This is a genomic window from Pseudoalteromonas ulvae UL12 (assembly GCF_014925405.1).
Taxonomy (GTDB): Bacteria; Pseudomonadota; Gammaproteobacteria; order Enterobacterales; family Alteromonadaceae; genus Pseudoalteromonas; species Pseudoalteromonas ulvae.
In genome coordinates, this window is the sequence record NZ_AQHJ01000023.1 from 282371 (window position 1) to 307390 (window position 25020).

General features: G+C 40.0%; 19 protein-coding genes. 8 read left to right on the forward strand and 11 right to left on the reverse strand.

Features of this window, described 5'->3' with window-relative positions:
* Positions 1-51: 51 nt before the first annotated feature.
* The 3 genes from PULV_RS04775 to PULV_RS04785 form a co-directional block, all read right to left on the reverse strand.
* Positions 52-870 (reverse strand): class I SAM-dependent methyltransferase, encoded by an 819-nt coding sequence (locus tag PULV_RS04775; protein WP_193331061.1) that lies wholly within the window; start codon positions 868-870, stop codon positions 52-54.
* Between the two features lie 121 nt (positions 871-991).
* Positions 992-1597: a M23 family metallopeptidase gene (locus PULV_RS04780; RefSeq protein WP_193331062.1), complete on the reverse strand. Its 606-nt coding sequence runs from the start codon at positions 1595-1597 to the stop codon at positions 992-994.
* A gap of 183 nt (positions 1598-1780) precedes the next feature.
* Entirely contained in the window at positions 1781-2029 is a 249-nt protein-coding gene (locus tag PULV_RS04785; RefSeq protein WP_086742699.1) for a hypothetical protein, read from the reverse strand.
* Between the two features lie 652 nt (positions 2030-2681).
* Between PULV_RS04785 and PULV_RS04790 the strand changes: the two genes are divergently transcribed.
* From PULV_RS04790 to PULV_RS04805, 4 genes are all read left to right on the forward strand, one after another.
* A complete protein-coding gene (locus PULV_RS04790; protein WP_193331063.1) occupies positions 2682-3830 on the forward strand; it encodes a CobW family GTP-binding protein in 1149 nt (382 codons plus the stop codon).
* Positions 3831-4084: 254 nt separating this feature from the next.
* A complete protein-coding gene (locus tag PULV_RS04795; protein WP_193331064.1) occupies positions 4085-4804 on the forward strand; it encodes a lipoate--protein ligase family protein in 720 nt (239 codons plus the stop codon).
* A 156-nt stretch (positions 4805-4960) separates the two neighbouring features.
* Entirely contained in the window at positions 4961-6451 is a 1491-nt protein-coding gene (locus tag PULV_RS04800; protein WP_086743196.1) for a dipeptidase, read from the forward strand.
* A 116-nt stretch (positions 6452-6567) separates the two neighbouring features.
* The gene (locus tag PULV_RS04805) at positions 6568-7527 is read left to right on the forward strand and encodes a hypothetical protein (protein WP_193331065.1); all 960 of its coding nucleotides are present in this window, start codon (positions 6568-6570) and stop codon (positions 7525-7527) included.
* Positions 7528-7654: 127 nt separating this feature from the next.
* Here PULV_RS04805 and PULV_RS04810 read toward each other — a convergent pair whose 3' ends face one another.
* The 4 genes from PULV_RS04810 to PULV_RS04825 all read right to left on the reverse strand — a co-directional run bounded on the left by PULV_RS04810 (position 7655) and on the right by PULV_RS04825 (position 18021).
* Positions 7655-8947: a hypothetical protein gene (locus PULV_RS04810; protein WP_193331066.1), complete on the reverse strand. Its 1293-nt coding sequence runs from the start codon at positions 8945-8947 to the stop codon at positions 7655-7657.
* Between the two features lie 317 nt (positions 8948-9264).
* Entirely contained in the window at positions 9265-15117 is a 5853-nt protein-coding gene (locus PULV_RS04815) for a DNA repair ATPase (RefSeq protein ID WP_227009355.1), read from the reverse strand.
* Positions 15118-15190: 73 nt separating this feature from the next.
* Entirely contained in the window at positions 15191-17293 is a 2103-nt protein-coding gene (locus tag PULV_RS04820; RefSeq protein ID WP_193331067.1) for a flotillin family protein, read from the reverse strand.
* A gap of 113 nt (positions 17294-17406) precedes the next feature.
* Positions 17407-18021: an OB-fold-containig protein gene (locus PULV_RS04825; RefSeq protein ID WP_193331068.1), complete on the reverse strand. Its 615-nt coding sequence runs from the start codon at positions 18019-18021 to the stop codon at positions 17407-17409.
* A 528-nt stretch (positions 18022-18549) separates the two neighbouring features.
* On the opposite strand from PULV_RS04825, the gene PULV_RS04830 reads away from it, so the two are divergent.
* Both PULV_RS04830 and PULV_RS04835 read left to right on the forward strand, forming a co-directional pair.
* Complete coding sequence (locus tag PULV_RS04830) at positions 18550-19122, forward strand: hypothetical protein (RefSeq protein WP_193331069.1); 573 nt, start codon at positions 18550-18552, stop codon at positions 19120-19122.
* Between the two features lie 10 nt (positions 19123-19132).
* On the forward strand, positions 19133-19681 hold the full coding sequence (locus PULV_RS04835; RefSeq protein WP_193331070.1) for a hypothetical protein: 549 nt from the start codon (positions 19133-19135) through the stop codon (positions 19679-19681).
* Between the two features lie 297 nt (positions 19682-19978).
* On the opposite strand, the gene PULV_RS04840 is transcribed toward PULV_RS04835, so the two are convergent.
* The 3 genes from PULV_RS04840 to bufA2 form a co-directional block, all read right to left on the reverse strand.
* Positions 19979-20767, reverse strand: a complete 789-nt coding sequence (locus PULV_RS04840) for an HvfC/BufC N-terminal domain-containing protein (RefSeq protein ID WP_086742696.1) — start codon at positions 20765-20767, stop codon at positions 19979-19981.
* Positions 20760-21590 (reverse strand): MNIO family bufferin maturase, encoded by an 831-nt coding sequence (bufB, locus tag PULV_RS04845; RefSeq protein WP_193331071.1) that lies wholly within the window; start codon positions 21588-21590, stop codon positions 20760-20762. The genes PULV_RS04840 and bufB overlap by 8 nt, the downstream gene beginning before the upstream one ends.
* 71 nt (positions 21591-21661) lie before the next feature.
* Positions 21662-22114, reverse strand: coding sequence for a BufA2 family periplasmic bufferin-type metallophore (bufA2, locus tag PULV_RS04850; RefSeq protein ID WP_086742694.1), 453 nt, complete (start codon positions 22112-22114; stop codon positions 21662-21664).
* Between the two features lie 515 nt (positions 22115-22629).
* Between bufA2 and PULV_RS04855 the strand changes: the two genes are divergently transcribed.
* Both PULV_RS04855 and PULV_RS04860 read left to right on the forward strand, forming a co-directional pair.
* On the forward strand, positions 22630-22842 hold the full coding sequence (locus PULV_RS04855; RefSeq protein ID WP_193331072.1) for a hypothetical protein: 213 nt from the start codon (positions 22630-22632) through the stop codon (positions 22840-22842).
* 91 nt (positions 22843-22933) lie between these two features.
* Positions 22934-23836 (forward strand): chitodextrinase, encoded by a 903-nt coding sequence (locus PULV_RS04860; RefSeq protein ID WP_193331073.1) that lies wholly within the window; start codon positions 22934-22936, stop codon positions 23834-23836.
* Here the strand turns inward: PULV_RS04860 and PULV_RS04865 are convergent.
* On the reverse strand, positions 23826-24800 hold the full coding sequence (locus PULV_RS04865; RefSeq protein ID WP_193331074.1) for a transposase: 975 nt from the start codon (positions 24798-24800) through the stop codon (positions 23826-23828). The genes PULV_RS04860 and PULV_RS04865 overlap by 11 nt on opposite strands.
* Between the last annotated feature and the right edge of the window lie 220 nt (positions 24801-25020).

Genomic DNA, 25020 nt, shown 5'->3' on the forward strand with positions numbered 1-25020 from the left:
GGATAAGTATCACGGCACATCGGTACGTGATACTTACCGCCTAAACGCGAATTAACGTTTGCTAAACAACAAAGTCATGCGGTTAGATTCGCCGACTTTTTTGAATTTTTCTTTATCCGCTTCTTCTTTGACATTAAGTGATGGTGGTAATGACCACACGCCACCTTCTACACCATCAACGATAATGCGGTCTTGATGGTTGTTATGAAAATACGCTTCTGCGTGCAAATCAAACCCTGCCGCTTTAGCTACCGCAACCACATATGATTTAGGTAGATAACCTTTTTTAGCGGTTGCAACAGCGTCATATCCTTCAGGAGCTTGGTGTTGAACCACCCCTAATTTTCCGCCCTTTTTCAGCATTTGGTTAAACTGACCAAAGGCTGCAGCGAGATCATTGCTATTTTGTAAGCCGTGTAAACCACGAAAGGTCAGAACCACATCCGCATCTGTGGTGGCTTTATCAACACCTGCTTTGGGATCAAAATCAGCCACAATCACTTTGCCATACACACCTTTGTTGCCTGCTAATTTCTGTTCAAAATTAGTGCGTGAGCGTTTACGGTATTCAGAGGCAACATTAGTCGGGTAATGCGCCGCCACGAGCGTGCCTTGCTCTTTTAACATCGGCGCTAAAATTTCAGTGTACCAACCGCCGCCCGGCATAATTTCAACCACTTTGCTATTTGGCTTCACACCAAAAAAATCAAGGGTTTGATAAGGCTTACGGAATTCATCACGCTGCTGATTTTTGTCACTACGATGTGAATTATCGACACTGTGATGACCATGGCCATCGGCCAAAGATGCAAAAGGCACTGCTGCACACAGTAACAATGCTGCTGGAAGGAATCGCTTCGAATTGTTCATTTTAGTTTCCTGAGTTAAGAATAATTAACCCATTTATACACTGACTATTAAAGAATAGGTCACTGTTTGCGATGAAAAATTTTACACTTTAGGCTCAGTGACCCATTACACTCATTTCCTTTTACTCTGCCCGATACGCTTGTCCAGCTTGTAAACCGCACTGATGTGGAGCTGTATTTTTAAAGGTAACAGGTATCGTTTGTCCACACGGAAGTTGATTATAATTGGGCGGCAAATTTGGCCCACATTGCTGCACATCAAAATGCAAGTGATGCCCACCCGTTTGTCCTGTATCGCCACTTTTTGCAATTAACTGTCCAGTTTTAACTCTTTGCCCTTCAGAGACTAACGCACCATCATGGGTTAAATGGATATAGCGTGCAATTGAACCATCATCATGGCGAATAAACACAAAATTTTCGTGAAGATCTTGGCCATTACCATCATGAAACTGCTCTCTAATAGCCACCACTACGCCCTCTCTTGCAGCGACAATCTCTGTCCCTATCGGCATGATAAAATCGAGCGCATACAATCCAACGCCTTGATTAGACTTTCGATAATGACCGGTCGAAACGACCACTTCATGGGTGGTACCGATTTGATAAGGGAGCACATAGGGTGACTCTTCCTGATTCGAAAAGACACGACAATCAAGCGTAGGTTTTGCTAATACTGCCGCACAATTGAATAATAAAGCACTTAAAATAAATGAAGTTTTTGTCATTGGACTGTCCATGATTAAAAACTTATTAGACGTAACAAAAATATAAAAGGTTTAAATAAGGAACAAAGAAGTTCGAAGATTTTATAACATAAAATAGAATAACGCTGTCTAGGTTAAGGAGGTGACTAACAAAGGTGCTCCATGGAGGAAAGGCTGCCGATTACACTCAACAGCCTGACACAATTAATGCGGTTTTTTGCCACCGAACTGCACGATTTCTTTGCCATTTTCGAACACTTCTTGCGTGACCCAACGACCCAGTAACAGCTGATGTTTATCATCCAACACCGCCACAAATGGGCGACCATTACTGTTATTGGTGGCAAGGGCAATCCCCGCAACATCTTTAAGCCCAAGCCCTCCTTTGTCTACTAACATGACAAATGCTTCAAGCTCTTCAAGGGTTTCAATTAAGTCGTTATCGTTAATCATACTGCGTTACTCCGCTATACTGCGCCAATCCTGAAAGCGCGTAGAATAACAGGATTAAATACAGCGATAAACTATCAAAGGCTTTAGAGGTTTTGCCCTTCAGATATTTAAACACTGTTTGGTAGCAGCAAATTTACATCGCGATTGGGCTTTCTGGTGATGTTGGAGAAATAAAACCCGCATTTGCCTTCAAAAGCAATGACATCGCTTTTCAAATTACACTTTTATTCGCTGGCGACAGGGATGTTCATTTGAAAATCAGAAACACTTTAAAATAGCTGTCGAGCTAAACCCAAATCTACAATTGGTAAAATTATTTACACCACAGCCAATTTCAAAATACATCGGCTGCAAGTTCAGTCATCATTCAAATCTCATTGCTTGTTTTTTAAAACCAAACAGCCCTTTGTATCACCTCTGGTATCGATGCGGGAGGTGAGACGCTTCAACAACATACGACGGATAGTTTCTGCTGATTGATGGATAAAACAAAAGGTCGTGCCACACACAATTGTTATGTGATAACGTATTATCGCCAGTTAAAGCTAAGCTGTTGACCATTGACTCCCTCAACCCTGCAGCCTTTAACACTGGCGCTGACTGATTTATCTATCACTTATTTTACTAAAACTGTTTTTGATTGGAGCAAGATATGAGTTTAAAAGAGCGTATACCGGTTTATTTATTAACGGGTTTTTTAGGGAGTGGAAAAACGACCTTGTTAAATTCACTGGTCAAGCAGCCTGGTATGGAGCGTAGCCTCATTTTAATTAATGAATTTGGTGAAGTGGGTCTGGATCACCTTTTAGTCAGTCATGCCAAAGAAGATGACAATTTAGTGGTTGAACTTGACAGCGGCTGCCTGTGCTGTGCAACTCGTGGGGATTTTGCTAAGACATTACGGGATACGCCGTGGCGATATGCGCGTGATGGACAGCCCCTTTTTGATCGAGTCATCATAGAAACCACAGGTTTGGCTGATCCAACTTCGATTATTCAGACACTCATGCGCGACCGAACAATCCATTTGCAGTTTCGTTTACAAGGGGTCGTCACCGCGGTAGATGCCATCAATGGTGCGTCAACCATCACCCAGCACATTGAAGCACGTAAACAGGTGAGCGTTGCTGATTTATTATTAGTGACAAAAGCCGATTTGAATATTGAAAAACACACTCTAGATGCCTTATTGCAACAACTTGCTGAGCGCAATCCTACGGCCGATATTCAAATGACAAACAATGGTACAGTGGCCGCCAATTTAATTTTGCAATTAGATCACATCGAGCCAGCAGACTCGTCAATTCCATTGAAAAAATGGCTTAATATCAGCTCTGTTTCTGCACAACCAACAGGCAATAACCTCAAGGCATTTGCACAACTAAAACCGATTAGCGAACCTCAGAATGATATCAATCGCCATAACGACCATATTCAAGCCCACTGTTTTATTTTTGATGAGCCCTTGAGTGAAGCAAAATTTGGCATGTGGGTGGACATCATGGTGCCACTTTTTGGTAAAGATCTGCTGCGTTTTAAAGGAATTATCAACATACAAGGTCATGCAGGCCCAGTTGTGATCCATGGTGTGCAACACACTTATCATCCTGCGGCCTATTTACCTGAATGGCCAGATGACGACCGCCGTTCTAAATTAGTCTTTATCACCTACGATATCGATCGCCAAACGTTAGAGCGTACTTTTGAAGTGTTTAAAGAACGCAATTATGAAACTGAGGCCAAATTTCTCTCTGAAGCTCAAAACGAAGAACACTCAAAGCAAGAAGCAATCAGCGTTTAACCTGTCACCTCCTCTCTTTTTTCATCGCAATCAACAAGGTTGCTATAGCAAATAGAGAGGAGGTAAAACCTGTCGCGCTAAAGTACGTACTCCAAACCCAAAGCGTCAAATCAAAGCATTATTACTAGGGGCTTATATGGACTCCCCATTAATGTCAAAAAAGCACTAGATAACAACAATTAACACTAGCGGGATCATTAGATTATTCGATAAGCTTGCAGCTCAAGCGGCCTAACAAGAAGAATGATAACAGCATGACAAAAATGAAAGCCAAAGTATTGCGTTATGACGCCATTGATGTCGAAACCGTGTTTGAAAAAGAATCAGCCTTACTCGATACCATCGTCAATGGGCAGCTTAATCAGGCGCTTTTACTGTGGCAAAGCCGCGACAACACCCTCGTATTGCCAGCGGGCAATAAGTGGCAACAATCAGCAGGCTTACGCCAAGCACTCAATGCTCTGGGCTGGCAGGTATTTGCCCGCAAAACCGGCGGCGCGCCCGTGCCACAAACCCAAGGGGTGATTAATGTCTCTTATTTGTACGCGCTACCTGCTGGACAAGATTATTCCATCCCCGCTGCATACCGTTCTTTTTGCCATATTCTCAGTGAATTTTTTAACCAATTTGGTGTGGCCGTGCAAAGCCATGCAACCCCAGGCAGCTATTGTGACGGAGACTACAACTTAAACATTGCAGGTAAAAAGGTCGTCGGCACGGCCCAGCGCGTTGTGCTCAAAAAAGGTGGCGGCAAAGTCGTGCTTGCCCAAGCTTGTATTTTAATTGATGTCGATCCGCAGCAACTAGTGACACCCGTGAATACCTGCTACCAACTCCACCAGCAAACCGAGCGAGTACGCGCCCAAGTTCACACTAGCTTGTTTGAACATTGTACGCAGCGCCCAACCACAGCAGAGCTATACCAAAGTTTGTTTCAATGTTTTGCTGCTGCGCAACCCACGACGACAGCATAAATTTTGGCCGATGAGGCCATTAAACTTGCTTTAACAAACAGATACTTATTATACCCAATCAACTTGAAGATACGTATTTCAGCGCTTCAATTCAATTGGGTAGAAACGCAGCATGATGTTACAATCTCTGCGTTTTTTATCATTGGAGTGCCCCCCTTGAAATACTCGTTTCTCAGCTGTGCGTTATTTTTAGCAACCCATAGCGTTGCCAACGTCACCGAACAAACCGATGCCCTTGCTCACTATGCGGTTGAACAATACCAACAGGCGCAAATCCACACCTTAAGTAATATGGTGTCGTTTGAAACGGTCAATAAACCAGACACGGATACCCTGACTAACCCTGAATTTATTGGATTTAAAGCGTTACTTAAAATGAAAGCGGCGCAGCTCGGTTTTGACTACCAAGATAAAGGCCACACCGTACTCATTGGTATGGGTACCCAAGCCGAAAAAGTGACAGTTGTGACTCATGGCGATGTCCAGCCAGCAGATGCCCGTAAATGGCAACAAAGCCCATTTAGCATGGACATGACTTCAGAGCCCGGCAACATGATTGGCCGCGGCACCGAAGACGATAAAGGCGCGATTGCCACAGCGCTCTATGCCATGAAAGCCATTAAAGATAAAGGCATTCCCCTTAATAACCGTATTGAATTAATGATTTACTTGGCTGAAGAATCAGATTGGGGCCCACTCGAAACCTTTATGACCACTTATGAGCAGCCGAAATACGCCGTCACCATTGACGCCTCTTATCCGGTCGTGGTCGCAGAAAAAGGCTGGAGCTTAATTGCTCCAACGTTTTCGGCCAATTCAGCGCAAACGGGTGTGTATGTTAGCCAATTACAAGGCGGCGCGTTTGTCAGTCAAATCCCTGAAGATGCTCAGGTGCTGTTACATAACAGTGATGCAGCCACGCTCGAGACAATCAAACAAAATATTGCGAACTTGAGTGATGTATCAGTCACGTTACAAGCCCAATCAAACGGCATACTCATTAAGGTAAAAGGCGACTCTGCTCATTCATCTGAACCTGAAGCAGGTCATAACGCCATTGCCCATTTGGCCGAAGTACTAAAGGGCATCAATCTTGAAAACAATAGCGATGGCCAAGCAATCAAGTTTATTAATCAGCTGATTGGTTTAGATTTATACGGCAAACAATTTGGTGACATCGCCTATTCACACAACTTTATGGGCCCAATGACAGTCTCGCCCACGCTCTTAACACGAAAAGGGAACGAGCTGACTTTATCTGTCAATTTGCGCCGCCCTGTTGGCAAAGAACACGCACTGCTGCAAAGCCAAATCGACTCGGCGCTTGATCAATGGCAAACCCACAATCAAGTTAACGTAAAAGACGTCACCGTTAGTTTAGGCAAACCCATGTTGCTCGATAACGCCCCTCACGCTCAAGCATTACTGGATATTTTTAAACACTTCACCGGTGATCAACAAGCGACGTTTGTATCGATTGGCGGTGGCACCAATGCCAAATTATTCGATAACGCAGTCTCATTTGGCCCTTCAATGCCGGGTAAAAAATACACCGGCCATTCTGAGCATGAGTACTTAAGTGTTGAACAAATCAAACTAAACTTAAAAATGTACACCGCTATGCTAGTTAAGCTAGGCAATATGTAAACGACAACACACTGCGCTTAGCCAGAGGCCCAAACGGCAACTAGCTAAGCGCATGTCATTCATGAAACTCATGCGCTCGCGTATAAAATAAATATGTGGCCAAGGCCCTTTATGATATGAATAAGTTTTTCATTTATATAACGATTGTTTTACTAGCAGTAAGCTTAGCCGCATGGCAATTCACTTTGTCGAAGAAAGAATCCCAACCTTCGACCATTCAGCCCTCGATGGTTACAGACTCTTTTCTCTCTGCCCCTACTGATGGGCTAGCCAATAAAAATACGGCAAGTGACCAGCCAAGCACTGTGCCCAATCCACAACACACTGATAGCACAGGTCGAGCGCTTAAAATAATGGATACGCCAAATTGGAAGCGTAGCGGCCTGTTAATTGACCATTTACCTCAATTAAAAAAAGCTGCGGATGCTGGCGATATTGACTCAAAATATATCCTCGCTGAAAACCTTCAATATTGCTTTTATGCCCCACTGGATGACGAGGCTTTACAAACAAAACTTGATACAGTCGCCACTTACAGTGATGCTGGCGAAGCAGCCGATCAAGTAATTGAAAAGTACACTTATTGCCAGCACATTACGCAAACTGAACGCAGTCAGTTTTACCATTACTTAGCCGATGCTGCACAACTTGGCTCTGTAGCTGCTCAAGCAAGGTTTTCAGGTCTAACAGCAGAATTTTATATGCAATCACAAGGCTTTAAAACGATACAACGAGATGCGTACATTGCCAAACGAGATGCCTTTAATCAGCAAAAACTCACCTTTTTAACGCAAGCATCCCTGCACGGCAATGAAATGGCCTTGATGACGTTATCTAACTTGCACCACACCCAACAAACGGGCAAAAATAGCTTAGCCCACTCTTATGCTTTAAATAGGCTACTGATGGACATCACGCAAAGTGATGAAGTCTATAATCGCTATGCATATTTTGAACAGCGCCAATATCCACAACTGTCTGAAAATGACAAGATGATTGCCGAAGAACGACTCATACAATGGCGTAACATCATTGATCGTAACGGCACGCTCTACCCACATCCTAAGTTTAATTAAGCCGCAGGCCAATTAGGTAACTGTAGGGCTGCTAATGAGTTTTATTTGTTACTCCTGTCACATTGAGCAGCAATAAAAAGGTTAACTCCATTAGTTAACCTTTTGATAAAAAATAAAAATGGGTGATTTAAGGCATGTTTACACAAATCTCGTAGTACCATAAATCTGAATAGGGATGTGATACCAATGAACCCAAAGTAAAAATATTGCCGGCTTCATCAGTCAAAGAGTTAACCCCTATTGGCACAGACCCCTTTTCTACCCCATCCCATACAAAGCGATTAGATCCATAACTAGTATTGTGATAAACAAATGTTTGCCCTGTAAAGTTGGCATCATTACGACCTTGGTTATCCCCATAAAAAGCGCATTGTGCGGCGATTAATGTATTGCTTGGCACAAAACTAAACTCACTAAACGTCGCGTTATAACTTGATGATTTAGTTGTCCCCCAGGTGTATAGCTCAAAGCGGTCTCCTGCACTCACAACTATATCCTGAACGACCCCTGAGGCACTACCTGCTGTCGATAGATCGTAATTTTCATCATTAATGACGTAACGGATCACATCACCATATTGACCTGCTGAGCTGACAGCTATACTCCAAGCAAAATTAATCGTACCATCGGCTGGAATGTCAATTGCCGCAGTAACCCCACCGCCGCCATAATTAACAGAAGCATTTAACGCAGTTGCTGACATGTTTGTGTTCGCCACGCCGGTAATATTCCAGTTAATAGCACTAAAGGCATCGTTAAAGCCTATCGTGGCAGCTTCATTGTACGTACCACATTTATAATGGTAACGCATGGTATTGCTTGTTGGTCTTTCTAACTTTAGATAACTCAGTACTTCATTATTTGGGCAGCTAACTTGGTGTCTATCAAGGTAAACAGCATTACCTCCGCCATCTTCATTAGTTGGTGTAAAGTAATCCGTCATATTGATCAGCGCTTTATCGCTACATTGATAATGATATTGCATCGTACTTGCGGTTGGTCTTTGTAAGTGCAAAGACTGCAGTCCTTTACCTTGGCAATTAATTGTATGACGATCTAAATAAACAACATTACCACCACCATCGTCATGAGCTGGAGTATATATATCAACGCTCGTAGCATTATTAAGGGTGCTACAACCATATTCATAAGCGATTTGAGTGGATGATGGTCTGAAAAGGCGAAGTGAATTGATACCATCATTACCACAATCAACATAATGGCGATCAAGAAATACCGCGTTTCCTTGACCATCATCATTCGCTGGTGTTGTCATTTGATATGTCGATGCACTGACATAATATGGTGATGCTAGCAGCGCAATTAATGGCAGTGATAACGCCTTAAACTTGCTTCTGATTTTGTTTAAGCAACATTGCTGATCCGTTAAGGAAGTAATCCTTTTGAAATAAATATTCATACCCTGCTCCTGTTTAATATTTCACCACAAACAATAGAAGGGGATTTTGAATCAGCTATTACACCCCATTACAGGTACAACCAATGACTATAAATGCAATAAAATCTAACTCAGGTATTTAAATTATTGAAAACATTCCTCTGGATATAAAAGAGAATTACTTAACGCGCTATCGCAGTACTGATCGCTCGCAGCCGAATGTGTGTCACGATATACACCATGATATTAATAATGGCAGCGGTTCATTCAAACCGCTGATTAGAAGGGATCAAGTACACGCAAAACGCCATAAGATGCACTTGATAATTTATATTATTCTATAAAAGAGTTTGTCTTGTTATTGAATCATGTGTTGGCGCGGCCTCCACTATCTTATTAACAACTTGTGGGGGTTGATTTTTTATCGCTGTTAATAGCGCTTCTAATGCTTTTAATTGATCTTCACTCTGCTTTATTTGCTGTTCAGCGCTTTGCTTATTTTGCTGACTTATTAGTTCGACTACTGTTTTATTACTTCTAAGTTCATCAAACAATTTATTTATTAGCTCTACAGGGATCTGAGTCGCCTTATTATCTTTTAGTGTATCTAAAATCCCAGCTAACTGCTGAGTATGATCAAGTGGCGCTATTGCTAATAATTGCTCACTCAATTCATTTACCTGACTTTGATTACTCAATAATAATGCTTGTTTTAAATCATTTATCAGCACTTCAACAGAGTTATGCTCAAGCGCATTAGCGATTTGCTTCAGTTCATCTTTTGTATTTAAATGCTCTGTTTGCATCTTCAAAGTGTTAATCAACAACTCAAAATGTTGTTGGTTATTATTACTCATAATTGCTTGCGTTAACTTATCTCCAAGGTTTTCTATTTGCGCTCGATTATCATTACTCATAATGGCGCGACTCAATGCACTCATCACATCTTGATTATTCAATAACGCTAACTGTTCACATAATTGCTTTTCGAGTGAGGTAATTGACTCATTACTATTGGTCGCTGTTATTACTTGAGCTAACTCATTCAATTGCTGGTGATTATTATTGCTTGATACAGCAGTAATTAACTCATTCATAGCACTGCCTAGTTGCTCAAATGAACTTTGATAGTCGGTTTGTTTAAAACCATTATCTAAAGTTTTTGCAATTACCGCCAAAGCACTCTTACTATCCAAGCTCTGAATCTGCTCCCCAACATGTTGGAATAATGTACTGTAATCGTGACTGAGATTACTTTTACTGAGCTTATTAGCGATACTTTCTAATGATTCATGAAGGTAGCCCATTTGTTCAACAGCCATCATCACAGGGCTACCAGCGCTATCGAGTTTATTTAAGCGTATAAAATCGTCTTTAATTTGACAGTATCGCGCATGCTCTTCTTGCGTTAATGTACCGCGTAATTCACCCAGTTTAAGTAAATTCTCCTCAGAACCTTTACTCAGTGTTTGTGCTTCGCTTCGGTAATGATCACGTATAAGATTTTCAAGCTCTTCTTCATTCATAGCTGCGACAACCTTTTCTGCCATTTTATTCATATTGCGGTAACTACCCTGCAATTTAAATGGCGGCTCGGTACGGTAATTATTATCTTGGGCGGCCGAAGCAATATATTGAGCATTGACTTTAAGTACAGTATTACGAATAGTCATTAGGCGCGTAAGTACAGCTTTAATTTCGTTCACTTCAGCTTGAGAATAACCGTACTCAAGTTCATTTAAAGAGATCTCTTCGCCTTGACTGATACGCACAAGTTTATATAAATCATCCATATTACGATTAGCTAACGGGGCTAAAACTGCATTTGAGGTCAACGCATTCTCAATAAAGCTCATTGCAAACTCTTGTTCACAACCAGCCAGAGTATCCCCTAGATTATAAATATCAGCACGATTGGCAAGCATATCAGGAATTTTAAAACTCTCGCCGGACTCCGTGTACGGGTTACCAGCCATCACCACAGCAAATTTTTTGCCTCGTAAATCATAGGTTTTGCTTTTTCCGTTCCATACACCATCAATTCGGCGTGAGCCATCACACAATGAAATGAATTTTTGCAAAAACTCTGGATTGGTATGCTGAATATCATCCAAATAGAGCATTACGTTATTACCCATTTCAAAGCTTTGATTGATTTTAGTAATTTCTTTTTCAGCCGTGGCATTAATCGCTTGAGCAGGATCAAGAGAGACTTGATCATGACCAATTGAAGGACAATTGACTTTAACAAAAGTAAGCCCTAAACGATTTGCGACATACTCAACTAAGGTAGTTTTACCATAACCAGGTGGTGAAATTAATAACAACATCCCCATTAAATCAGTACGTTTGTTCTTGCCTGCTGAGCCAATTTGTTTCGCCAAGTTATCACCGATAATTGGAAAGTACACTTTGTTAATTAACTGATTACGAACGAACGAGCTCAATGGTCTTGCTTTAAATTCATCAAGCTGAAGACGCTCTTTTTGTTCAGCTAAAATATCACTGCGTAATGTGTGATATTGCTCAAACGCTGGTACTTGGTCGGTGATATATTTACGCGTTCGTGCATAAAAATCAGCGTAATCGACATGCAGTCTTTGCTCTTGTACTCGCTTGTGTTGACCCATAAGGCGCTCTACCTGTGTTACTGGGGTAACATCAAGTACACGATACTGCAGTTTTGTTGTTGCACATAAATGCACATAATTTGCAGCTTCAGCCTGTACAACTGCATTTACAGCCTCACTTTGCATGCAATAGGCATTGACCCAACTTAAAAATAGTAATGCACGCTCATCCGTTTGCGTGACATTTTCGCACGCATGATTAAGCTCATTTACATAGCCTTTTGCTTTAGCGTCGCTACTAAATTGCTCGGCTAAGTTTTTGGCCTGCTGAGAGATAATAAACAGTTGTTGTTCTGCTGTTTTTTGCTGCGCTAACTGCTGCACTAAGTATGCTGCGGCTAAATCACTTGATAAATCAGTGAAGCGAGCACACAGTTTACTTATTTGTGGTAAATACGTTGAAATTTGCTGACTTAACTGCTCATTCAAAGAGCTAATAAAACTAGTTGCACCAAAGTGTTTCTCCATCAAAATGGCATTGCTTGCTTGATGGTAAATTGTATTCAGTTGTACAACTGATAACTGCGCGCTAAACAACTGGGCAACAATCCGACAGCTAGATGGATAAATAAGTAAATCAAGGCTATTTTTTTGCGTGAGTAAGGTATCGATAATGGCACACGCGTCGTGGTCGTGAATACCTTTTTCGTAACCTTCTTGGTAACGTGGTTCAGCGAATTTTTGCACCAACTGTAACAAAGTGCCCGCTTGTTGTGCTTGCTGAAGTTGCAAATAAGTAAGCGGATGCTCACTATTTTCACAAGAAAGTAATATTTGAGCAGATAAATATTCTGCACGATAAACCTCATCACTTTCTGAGACCAATGTTTGCTGCCACAAATGACGGCTTTGCTCTAATGTTTTAAGGCTTTGCTCATCGGTAATTGCTTCAAAGTAATCCGTGCCTGTTAGATGTAGCATCAGCTGCTCATCGCGAGGTAATAAAGTTAAGTCTAGTAGTTGCTTATTGACGCTAAAAGCATGTTTACCAATACTGACGGTATTGCCACCATCAGTGAAAATATCTTGTTTATCGCGTAAAGAGCGAATGCCTTGATCTTTACTCGCTTTGAGTTTTGATTGAATATCATCGGCACGTATTTCATCGCCTAACTCTTTAAGCTCAGAAGTTAACGCACGTAATTTGCTGATCATAGGATCAGCAGCAAAATAGGTATTTAGCTTTTCCAGCTCAGTAAAGCTTTGCGCACGACGGTTTACACCTTCTAAAATACGATCAGCCGCATTCGCTAAATTCAAAGATCGGCGCTGACGCGCATCGATCAAACTTTGTTTATGCGCTTCAAAGCTTTCATATACGTCATCGCGTTTTGCAATAATCTCACTGAGGTATTCGTCAAAGTCACTAAATTGTGATTCAAGCTCTTCGAGCTGAATAAGTAATCGTGATAATTGGTCGTCACAAGCTTCTGGTGTTTTGGCGTTATTTAACGCATTAGTAATACTTTGCGAAAACAGTTTAAAGCGTGCGGAAAATTCAGCCTTTGCTTCAACACTGCCGAGACTTTTTTGACGAATTTCAATGCTCGCTTTAGCACGGTTAACCAATGCATAAACAGCACTAATATCTTCTAATATTTGCGTTCTTACGCGGCTGTCATCAATATCTAAATCAAGCATGGTGTGGTTGAGCAAATCAAGCTCCACACTTTGCGTATCAAGTTGAGCGATATAAGTTTTAAGCTCACTGACACTTTCACTTTTACTGCTAAGCTCTTCCAGCCCTTTTAATTTTTCGTGGTACGGCGCTAATGCGCTATCTTGTTGTAAAAATGCAGCGGTGGCTTGGCTAAGATCATCTAGCCTTTCATCTATTTGATTTTGTAGCCCCTTAAGTGCCTCCGTGTCGATGTACTTAATATCTTCAAGACTGATCACTTGCCCTTTAAGAATCTTTAACCCATCAATTCCTTGCACAAACTGCGACGCAGCTTTAAAACTATCAGGACGTATATCACGCGTAACGTTTGTGTATTGTGTATTAATATCCACTAAGGCTTGCTTGGCTTTGTTTTGAATTTCAGTCACTTTCTCAAATTCATCCAGCACTTGCTCAGCAGTTTCATTAATACTACGCAGGTTGTGTGCTAATTCGTTAAACTCCCCCTCATTCAACCAGTGATAGCGATCGAATATATTACGACTTAACACGATCATATCTTCGTAATGAAAAAGACTTGGGCTTTGTTCGTTGATTGCCTTACAGACACTGTACAAGTCAGAAATACCTCGTACTAAATCGGGATTGCCTATTTTTCCAAAAAAACTGGTTAGTGGCGGAGAATTCGCAGCAAATTCAGCTGACACAAATGGACTTTGCCAAATTTGTACAGGATGAACACGCTCAGGCTCATCTTTATCTGCTTTAAATGTGAGAGTTAAACCATCGTTGTATATGCTGTAGCCATGACAATAAATAGGGTTTTGTAGATTTTTGTCAATAATATTGTAGGCAAATAATGCATAACGACCTTCATTTGGCTCATAAAAAACGTATAACACATCTTCGCCGTTGGGCGATTTTATTTGCCTTTGAAATTCAAGATCTTCTATTTGTTCTTCAAAAGAGCGCGCTTGTCCTGACTGTAGATAATACCCACCAGGAAAAATAATTCCGTGATTTTCAGGTAACGTTATACACGCACTGCCAATCGCATCTTGGCGCATGACTTGTTGGGTTCGAGTATTATAAATAAAATATCGCCAAATCTTTTCTCGATAAGGAAGTATTTTTAAAAGCACCAAGTCGCCAACTAATGCATATTCAATATCGCTATCGGCAAGAGATTGATTTTTATCATCAACCGGCTCCTGATAAAGACCTTTCCCGGTATCAGTACTATTTTCGATTTTAATCGTCAGTGAACCACCAATCGTTTCGACGAAGACTTTATCGGCAATATTTATATGGGCATGGCGTCCTTCAATATGATTACTACGGTCAGTTTTAAGCCATTCAAAATCGTAGTCATGAGCGTGCAAAACATCTCGCTCGCCACGGTTATCTATATAGTTGAGGGTATTGTCTGGGTGAATTTCCCAGCGAAAAACCCGCACATCCGATAACTTGTCACCAATTTGGAATAACGCAAATAATTTACCGTTTTGTTGGTATAAGTGCTGTAAACTCGTTTGTTTGTAATATGTATAAAGTTCTTCAAAGTCTCGAATAAACCGAGAATCAGTCAAAAATCGGAGTGATTCTAAATAAGGTTCGATTTCATAATGTTCATCTTGTTTGACTAACTTTTGTACACTAAAAACATCGCTAATTGAGGTTTCTTTTTTCAAACCTAAAAAGACATTGTAAGCAACAATGACTTTATCACCCACAATGACCATGTCTCTCGGTGTGCAGTTTTGCTCAGTGCGGATCCGGACCCGCCCTTTAACTTGCAGTTCAGTACTGCCGAACTCCTTAATTCGCTGTTGATTAACTTCATCAATTTGCGTTTTCAAATTGGCGCCAAAATTACTTAATCTGCGTTTTATTAACTCGTATGAACCCTGTTCTAACGCTTGTTGCGTTGCGTCCGTCATAAATAGCTATCCTGATATGTGATTGAAGTTAGCCGCAATTGTGTTTTATTGCGGCTAAAAAGATGGCGTGAGATTAGTCTTTGTTATCTAATTTGATTTTATCTGTTAAACCATGTCCTACGTTACCGCCCAACATGTTCAATAATTGGCTTTTTTCTGCAGCTGTCGTATTACTTAACTGCTTGAGTAACTTACTCATATTAAAGTTTTTAAGTGTTTCGGCTGAACCGTTTGCACCCGCTAAAACACCTTTTAGATCTTCAATTAAATTACGCTCACCATTTAAATGGTCTTTAAATACGGTTTGTACAATTTTACTTTCATCAACAAGACCATCAATGGACTTCCCTAGACTTATTGCACTCATGAATTGATTAAAGAACTGACCATCTCCACCCATAATATTAATATCAGCTTCACCTAAAGCTTTGGCCATTATATGTGCTTGATGTTCAGCAATATCTTTACTGGCTGAAATTTTTGCCAGCACCAATTCTTTTTGCTGATTAAGCTGTAAGGTAAAGCTTTCATAATCACGCGCATCTTGATCCATCGCATTTAAGGCTTTCAACTTCTCTTCAAGCCCTTTGGCTTCGGCGCGCATTTTGCGCTCAAGATTAATCGCTTCGACTTCACCTTGTTTCTCATTCGCATCAACCATCGCAGTTTGAACCTGAACTTGCGCTAAGCCCACTTCCCTATTCCCCTGCGCTTCAGCTTCTAGTTTCTGACGCATGACCTGCGCATCAATTTCACCTTGTATCGCATTCGCTTCCGCTTTTGCTTTGATCACATCCGCTTCAGCCAAGCCTTGAGCTGCCGTTTCGACTTGCAGTGCCTGTGCTAGAATTTTCTTAGACTCAGCTTGTTGATTAGCAATTCTCAACTCGGCATTCGCCATTGTTTCCAGTTCGCGAGCTTTGAATTCTGCGGCCTGCTCTTGTGCTTTTGCCGCTTCAATATCTTTCACTAATAATTCTTCAGCTTGGGCTTTAGCACGAATAATCATTGCACCTTTTTCACGCTCTGCACCCGCTAATACTTTGACATCTTTAATTCGCTCTTCTTCTTCTGCGACAGATTTTTCAACAATTACACGATCTCTGACAACATCCGCAATTTCTTTTCGCTCAACTTCCAATGCCTTTTCTTTATTAATTCGTAAAATTTCAGTTTCTCTTTCACGTTCAATCACTTCTATTTCACGAGAACGCGCTACTTTCTCTTCTTCAATACCTAATACTCGTAAACGATTTTGTTCTGCTATATCGAGTTCACGTTGTTTATTTTGTTCACTGATCCCAATAGCTTCTTCTGCTTGAATACGTGCAAGTTCTGATTTCAAACGTTCTTCTTGACGTACCTTTTCTGCTTCAGCAAATTCACGAGCTTTCACAGTTTCAATTTCACGAACTTGACGTGACATCGCATCTTGTTTTTGGCGTTCTATTTCTAACGTTTTTTCGGTAGCTTCTTGATTTTGAATCTCAATTTTAGCCCGCTCATCGCATTTTAACTGATTCGTTGACACGTTTTGTACCGCCGTCATTTCAGTAATACGACGTATGCCTTCTGCATCAAGAATATTTTGGGGATCCAGTTTATCTATGGAAGTTTGCTCAAGATAATCAATCGCAACATCTTCCAAGGTATAGCCAGATAAATCCTGGCCGATGACCTCTTTTATGTTATCGCGAAATTCATTTCGATGAGTAAACAACTCAACAAAATCCATCCTTTTACCAACTGTTTTCAATGCTTCTGAAAATTTTGCTTCGAATAGTTCTTGTAGCGTGTCATGTTCAGAAGCCCGCGCGCAGCCTACTTGCTTCGCAACTCGTAAAATATCATCTTTATTTTCATTCACGCGAATATAAAAAGTAATGGCTATGTCCGCACGAATATTATCTTTACAAATCAACCCGCCTTTATCCTTTCGCTCAAGTACCATGCGTTTGGTTGATATATCCATTACTTCCATTTTATGGATAACAGGGTAAACAATTCCGCCCGTCGTAGTAACATCAGGTTCGCTCTTCATTTTATTAATGATCAGCGCTTGTCCTTGCTCTACCTTGCGGTAAAACTTGCCTATGATCAGTAAAATAGCAAAAATGACTGTTATCGCTATACCTACAAAAGTAAAAATAGGTATGAGATTATCTAAAAATTCCATGTTATGTCCTAACGTGATTATTAATTTATTATTCGTCACAAAGCAGCTAACAAAACTCACTATTGATATGAGTGGTAAATCACAACGGTGTTTGACCATTCATATCAATAAATTTACCAAGGTTTTGCGGCTATGATGTAACAATGCTTCTCTTTTAGGTAGTCAAGTAACACAGCCGTATCACCGGATGTAAAGGTGTCATTATTCTCAACCCTTACTTCGATTAGCTGTTCGGTACCTTGAAATTGCGTACGAGCTTGGCCAAATGTATTTGTTACTTTCCCTGTAATAACAGTACACTCGAGACCGATTAGATCGGAACTTTGGGAAGTTTCAGCACTTTTAAAAAAACGCTGAAGTGGGCGTGAAATAATGGCAGCAACAGGGACTGAGACCAATAAACACGTAAGAATCATTAATAATCCTATGATATAAAGCTGAGGCCCATTACCGAGTATATTTATAAATAATTGATGTGCATAAATACTGATCAACCAGCTAAACATCACAACAAGACTAATCGAAACGGTAAGCGGAATGTCGCCAAAACCCATATTAGACCACAAATTAGTATCAGTACTTTGAGTGGTATCTGCATCTATATCTGATTCAAACATATCAATATCTGCAAAACCAATAATTGTTGTCATCCAAAACAACAGTACAACAAGCAACAATGCAGAAAAAATAATGGTGGGAAACGTAAACGCTAAGTTAAGAAAATCCATATGACTTCAATCCATTTTATGACTCTATATTCCTAATTGCTTTTTATCACTTTGCGGTATATTTGTTAAGTTTTTTATAAAAAATTTTTTCCTAATATAAAACAATATACACAACCCAAATAAATTCTAATTATAATTCACTCTTACTGCGGCTCCACTTTCGTCATAACCCAACATTAAAACCATATTTATATGCCTTAAATAAATATGATCAACGCCAAGTTTTTTTCACTTAAAAACATTATTTTCACTGAGAATACTGCGTTATATATGCAAGCATTATAATCACCGGATGGGCACGAAAAATTTACCTTGTTTGTAACTCTCTTTTGTAACCCACTCCAACATAAAATAGGTATATCATCACTTAATCTACTGATATTGAAACACTTCAGGTTTAGCTATCAAGCAACTTGAACTGTTTACAGTTGTTTACAAATAAGCAACAAAACCATTTACAATCTAACTCTTTATGCATACATTCTTGCGCCTACTTTTTTATTAAAATTTATGTACACGGAGTTAATTTTGAAGTTTTTATCTACTTTTACGCTTTTTTCTGCACTTTTATTGAGCGGATGTGCCCATCAAATCAGTTTAAATCCTGATAATAAAAATCTTAATTCAGCAAATGAGACATCAACAGCGATCGTTGGTTATTACATATCTGATGAAGACCTTAAAAAACAAGTAAAAACACCAGGAGGTGGAGGGGATAATGTAAGCTATAAACCATACAAAGACACTGAATCAGCTTTATACACCACTCTTTCAAACAAGTTTAATAATGTATTTAAGCTTGAGTCCTTAACAGATAAAAAATTCTTGAAAGACAATAATATAAAATACGTCTTTGTACCAAAAATAACAACAAACTCTAGTTCTGATAGTTTATTCACTTGGCCACCAACTTCATTCACATTTACATTAAATTGTGACACTCTTAATGAAGAAGGTGTAAGCATTAAAGTTATTGAAGTGACAGGTGAAGGTAAAGCCGAATTTGAAGAGTTTAAAAATGATTTTTCACTATCAGCTAAACGAGCAACAGAAGAAGCCTTTAATATGCTTGTTACCGAGTTAGACAAGTCAAAACTATAAGTATTTAACGATGAATTATAATAATATAATTGCAATTATAGCCGCTGTTTTATTAAGTGCCTGTACATTAAAAGTTCCACCTTATAATGCCGATATTGGTAATGTTTCTAAGCTCAAGAAAGCGACAAATGAACCACTTTCTTTAGGCAAAATAGAATCTGAGAAGAAATTAAATAAATTATCATTACGAGGTTCTCCTTTAATCTCTTCAGTTGGTACTAGTTATGGTCAATATATTGAAAATGCATTGCAGCAAGAGTTAGAGTTAGCGAAACTTTGGTCTGGTGTGGCAAAAAAACAAGTATCTGGAAAAGTTATAGCCCAAGATATTGACATTTCAGGATTCTCTGATGGCTCAGCTTTTTTGAAAGTTAATTTTATTGTTTCAGAAGAAGGCGCAACTTTGTATGACAAAGTAATAACTGCAGAGCATAATTTCGACTCTTCGTTCATGGGCTCAATTGCTATACCTAATGGGCAAAGAAGCTATGTAGAGTTAGTCCAAAAACTACTCAGCAACCTGTATTCTGACAAAGAATTTATAGCTTCGCTAAAATAAACTCAAAGGGCTAATTTTTAGCCCTTTATAATTTTAGGTATAAGAACAAAGAAAATAAGCAGCTTTATTTGACATGCTTAAGAAGAGAAAAGATAGTTCACCCATTTAAAAACACTAATCAAACGAGCAGTTGTCTGCTCTTGATCCTGTGACTCTCAAAATCCAGTATGGTTATTTTTAAACTTGGTTTGCAAATAACTACGCATCAAAAAATCACCTAGCTTGGTGTCAACATGAACCTGCCATCCAAATTCGCATAAGTGATTTTTCTTTATTTATTGCCTACGTGTTATGCCCTTATTCGGCCACTGAAAATTGCGAAAACCAGCCTGCAGACATGCCCTTTTGTAAAACGTTTATCACCATTTGTGCGCCCTGCTCTTGGGTCTCACAAAATGGTGTGATTGCTTCACATACTAAGCTAAAAGGTAAGCCGTTATAAAAGGATTGCATGCATTGGTATTCTATTTGGGTAAGAGGTGTGAATTCGGTGCGAATATCGGGTGTGCGCGCTAATAACCAATAGCGTTTTTTCTCTGGCTCTGTTACTGAAGGCGATTGCCCTTGTTTGAGTGCGTGCCAACTGGGCACGGCATTGGTTTGAGTTTCAAATAATTGCATGCTCGGATGACATGTTAAGAGCAATTGAGGCCATGCTTGTGCAGGAAGCTGCTGTAACAACTCAAGTGTGAGATGAGGTGCATCGGGTGCATCAAACGCACTGAGGAGTAAGCGCTCAAATTGAGCGATTTCAGATAAAATTGGGTGAGCGTTAAATGGGGGCGTCGCCGCTAAAAATTTCGGAAGCGCATCGCCAAATTGACGCAATGATGGCGAAGAAGATGGATGATGTTGCAGATACCCTGTGACCATCTCATCAAATAAGTTATCGCCTAAGTATAAGCCGAGCATTTCATGATCTTGCTCTAATACTTGAGTTAAACGTATTTGATAGGCAGATAAATAAATAGACGCGCGCTGTTGGCGATTCAAGCCTGATTGATCGGTAATGCTGTTAAGCAAACTTGGGTCGCCAGTTTTTAAAAACGCGACAAATTGCTGTTGCAGGTGCGCTAACTCAGTCATTTTTTTTCCAGCTTAATGGGGCTATTTGTCTCACTTTATCAAGTTCGGATAACCATTCACTAAAGGGGGCGAAATTATCATCTCGTTCAATCATAGTGTTCACGGGTGCGCGCATGTTTGCATAGCGTGTAAACAAATCCCAAACCGCATCGCAAACGGGCTGATCATGGGTGTCGATAATGTGCGTGCCAAAATCACTGTGGCCAGCTAAATGAATTTGCGCCACTGCTTGCTCAGGAATAGCGAGCAAGTATTCCATCGGGTCGAATCCATGATTACGGGCACTGACATAAACATTGTTGATATCGAGTAAAAACTGGCAGCCTGTTGCATGATGCAGTTCAGCTAAAAAGTCCCATTCGGTCATGTGTGATTGCGTATAGCTTAAATAACTCGATACATTTTCTAAAACTAATGGGCGTTCGAGGAAATCTTGAACTTGATTAAGTCGGGTCGCTAAATGAGATAAGGCTTCGTGAGTATAAGGTAAGGGTAACAAATCATGGCTATTAAAATCCCCAAGTGACGAAAAACATAAGTGGTCTGAAATCCACATCGGTTGTACTCGATCAATGGTTTTTTTCAATTGAGTTAAATAATTAACATTGAGTTCATCGGTACGCCCGATTGACAAAGATACACCATGCATGGCGATGGGATAACGCTCTTTTATTTGATCGAGGTAATACCAAGGTTTGCCACCTGCGACAAAATAATTCTCAGAAATAATCTCAAACCAATCCACATCAGGCTGCTCTGATATGACAGCGTCAAAATATGTACTTCGTAAACCTAACCCAAACCCTACAAATGGCGCAGACATAATCATCCTCATAGGTTAAAAATAAAAGGCTAAGTAACGGTCGTTACCCAGCCCATTTTCTGGCTAAGCGATTAAATATCGACTTTACCGCCAATATCCTTACATGATTTAGCTGGCATAGAGACAAATCCAGTGCCTTTACATGATGCATGACCTGCACACGCATTAGACGCAGTTTTACAATCGTTATGACCACCACAAATATTAACATCATTACAATGTACTAAATCTGCTTTCGCTATTTCACCAACCCAGTTATCTTCAATTTTACCGCCAACATCAGCACACGCTTTACTCGGCATAGCGACAAAACCAGTCCCTTTACACGATGCATGACCAGCACACGCGTTAGACGCTGTTTTACAGTCATTATGACCACCACAAACGTTAACATCGTAACAATGTACTAAATCTGACGTTGCGCCTTTTGCTGAATTAGCCACGTTGTTTGATTCATTTGTTGCGTTACATCCAACTAAACCCGCAACCATAAGCGCCATAGCGGTGCCTGTTAATGCTTTCATGTTATTTATCCTCAATTATAAAGTGTCGGTAGAATTATTGACCCTAGGTGGTCAGTTCGCTACTTTTCAAAAATGAACAGAAGCCATGTGACTCAATATCGATTTCAGCCCTGTTTGGGCGGATTCATCAGCCCAGTTCATGGATGTGAAAATCAATGGCTTGCGGCACTGTTTGAAATCATTGAACATCTGCTGGCTAAAAAGACCTTGCTCTGCTGATTTTCATTTCAAAACGTGAAAAGAAATTTTAGATTGATGAATTTTGCTATTACTGCTGTTTAAAACAGTGTTTAGAACCAAAAGGGTAAAATCAAGTACGGATTATCATAAGCGATTGTAAAATTGGAAAATTTTTGAATAACTCAGGGTTTTACCCTTCTGATTTTTAAAGGTGGTTATTGATTTAACAACAAGTAACTCTATTGAAAAGCTGTCAAGCTAAACCTCGGCCGACAAAACAGCGACACTTAAGGCTTTGGCTAGCAGAACCTAAAAGCGTACAAGGATGTATTAACGTGCCGATTCATAGCAGCTATACCCATATCAAATCTATTCTTGAAGCTCAGGGACACCGAGGGTTCCAAGGAATCATCGGCGATAACCTCTCCTTGGCTGCCGTCAACAAATCCAATCATCTAAGCACTGCTAACTACACTCAAAAGTCAATGGTTGCCGAGCATCACAAGCAAGCTGGCAACAGCAATTTTATCGTCAATGGTACAGCATAATGAAGGTTATATTCTCTTCTAAAAAACTTGAATTTACCTAAAAAGAAAACTTAATTTAAACGTACACCGCATCTATCAAATGGAATTTGAAATGATCAAGCTCATACTCTTCGCATGTATATTTTTTTGTTCGCAAGCTTTCACTGCAAACATCTTTCAACTTAACCCACATGGCACAATCATAGATTTAACAAACATTGAACCGAATCATCAACCATGGAACGCAAGTTCAATCTACCTAGCCGGTGATATAGTCACCCATAACAACAGTTTATTTATTGCCGCTTTTTGGGTGAAAGGTATTGAGCCAATAGAAAACCAACCGTATTGGGATGGTTGGATTTGGTTACAAAATACAGTGATAGAAAAATGGCAAGCAAACAAAATTTATCAAGGTGGTAGTTTGATAAAACATGGGACTGACTACTACTTTGCCCGCTATTGGAATGAAAATAACCAACCTAAAGCCCATAGCAGTTGGCAACGCATCAACGATTTATTCTACCTAAGCCCAGATTTACCACCTGAACACCCTGATGACTATAAAACGTTGGATGGTGTTGACCAAAATGATAACGGTATTCGTGATGATTATGAGCGCTATGTATATGAAAAATTTGATTCACCGCAACTCATCACTTTTAGTTTAAGTTCAGCGTCAACATTACAACTCGTTATTGATATTGAACAAGACCGCATACCAAATTTAGATGCAGAAATTAGTAAACAGATTATTTTAGATTTTATTAATATAAGTTTCTGTACTGAAAAAATACAGAATAAATTCTCTTCTTACCGTAACCCTAAGCTGATGTATTTTAATACAATAGACAGGGCCTATGCGAATCAAAAAGGACAAAATAAAGCCCATGATTTGATTCCTTGGGATGATAACTTTCATCTCCATGCTGATATGTCTTGTGCAATACTAGAGGGAATAATGAAGGGAAAGAATGGAAAGGGGTCAAGCAAGTGGAAAGGGATCAAATCTTGACTTCAGACATCAAGGCACACTCTAGCATTTCAAATTGCAATTTGACCTTTTTATTTTCTCTCATTAACCCATTCAATCTGCCCACCGCTTTAGATATCGCTGAATAATGTTGCACATTAAAAACATCGGCTAGTGCCTGCAAATTTAATCCAGTTAAATTTTGGCATAACTTTATAGCAAACCAGCGCGGTAAGTTTTTCTCTATTCGGCCCTTTTTAACAGCCACAATCTCATGGATTTCAACATTAAAGTGCGAGGCCAAATAAGCAATGACATCACTTACCGAACGTTTTTTGGTCACAAGCTTTCTTTCTGTATCAGGCGTTGCTATGAGCGATTTTAGATTTTCAATAAATTCATCACCGCCCAAAACCGAGCGTAATTGTTTAGCGCTATAAAAATCATCTATTTCTTCATTATTTTCATAATCAACAAACCGCTTATAAGCAGCATATTTTTGTTTTTTACCTTGCAGTGAAAATATAAAATCTCGAACTAGCCACTTAGGCATTGTAATTTTTTTGATAAACGCCTGATAACTAGACCATTTATACTGCGCGAGGTCATCCACTAGCGGTGTACGCGTTTCTATTGGGTTGCGGTGTATGTACCGACTAACGTGTAATAAGTAGTTGTCTGCATCGACCAACACCGCCTTGTAGCGCCCTCTAAACAGTGCGCCGTCTGTATTATGTGTTCGATTAAAATACTGCGTATAAAGGCCATTAATATGCTTCATGGCTCGGCCTAAATTGGCATCAGGGGTTTTGATTAGCAGATGGTAATGATTGGTCATTAAACAATATGAATGCACTTCAATATTAAAGCGAAGGCTTGCTTGCTCAATGCAATATAAAAAATACTTAAAGTCGTCATCGCTCAAAAAGGTATTTTCACGCCCTCTTCCACGATTCATGACATGATAAAATGCATTCTCATACTCTATTCGCAACGGCCTAGACATAGCAACTCACTCAATGAGTAGTAAATTATAAACCTAGACCTTTGGTGTCTGAAGTCAAGATTTGACCCCTTTGGTTTTGATACAAAAAAGCCCTAGCGTATACGCTAAGGCTTTAAAGAAGGTGTCCAGTTTACTATCTCACTGATATTGCACAATGCAAGACCTGACCCCGATGACTAAGGCTTTACTGACCCCGATGATTCCTCTGACCCCTTTGGTT

Bases quoted from the DNA above. Each gene is read 5' to 3' on its own strand.
- PULV_RS04825 (WP_193331068.1), bottom strand. From the start codon at position 18,021: ATGGATTTTCTTAACTTAGCGTTTACGTTTCCCACCATTATTTTTTCT.
- PULV_RS04780 (WP_193331062.1), bottom strand. From the start codon at position 1,597: ATGACAAAAACTTCATTTATTTTAAGTGCTTTATTATTCAATTGTGCG.
- PULV_RS04865 (WP_193331074.1), bottom strand. From the start codon at position 24,800: ATGTCTAGGCCGTTGCGAATAGAGTATGAGAATGCATTTTATCATGTC.
- PULV_RS04820 (WP_193331067.1), bottom strand. From the start codon at position 17,293: ATGGAATTTTTAGATAATCTCATACCTATTTTTACTTTTGTAGGTATA.
- PULV_RS04840 (WP_086742696.1), bottom strand. From the start codon at position 20,767: ATGACTGAGTTAGCGCACCTGCAACAGCAATTTGTCGCGTTTTTAAAA.
- bufA2 (WP_086742694.1), bottom strand. From the start codon at position 22,114: ATGAAAGCATTAACAGGCACCGCTATGGCGCTTATGGTTGCGGGTTTA.
- PULV_RS04860 (WP_193331073.1), top strand. From the start codon at position 22,934: ATGATCAAGCTCATACTCTTCGCATGTATATTTTTTTGTTCGCAAGCT.
- PULV_RS04775 (WP_193331061.1), bottom strand. From the start codon at position 870: ATGAACAATTCGAAGCGATTCCTTCCAGCAGCATTGTTACTGTGTGCA.
- PULV_RS04810 (WP_193331066.1), bottom strand. From the start codon at position 8,947: ATGAATATTTATTTCAAAAGGATTACTTCCTTAACGGATCAGCAATGT.
- PULV_RS04815 (WP_227009355.1), bottom strand. From the start codon at position 15,117: ATGACGGACGCAACGCAACAAGCGTTAGAACAGGGTTCATACGAGTTA.
- bufB (WP_193331071.1), bottom strand. From the start codon at position 21,590: ATGTCTGCGCCATTTGTAGGGTTTGGGTTAGGTTTACGAAGTACATAT.
- PULV_RS04795 (WP_193331064.1), top strand. From the start codon at position 4,085: ATGACAAAAATGAAAGCCAAAGTATTGCGTTATGACGCCATTGATGTC.
- PULV_RS04785 (WP_086742699.1), bottom strand. From the start codon at position 2,029: ATGATTAACGATAACGACTTAATTGAAACCCTTGAAGAGCTTGAAGCA.
- PULV_RS04790 (WP_193331063.1), top strand. From the start codon at position 2,682: ATGAGTTTAAAAGAGCGTATACCGGTTTATTTATTAACGGGTTTTTTA.
- PULV_RS04835 (WP_193331070.1), top strand. From the start codon at position 19,133: ATGAATTATAATAATATAATTGCAATTATAGCCGCTGTTTTATTAAGT.
- PULV_RS04805 (WP_193331065.1), top strand. From the start codon at position 6,568: ATGAATAAGTTTTTCATTTATATAACGATTGTTTTACTAGCAGTAAGC.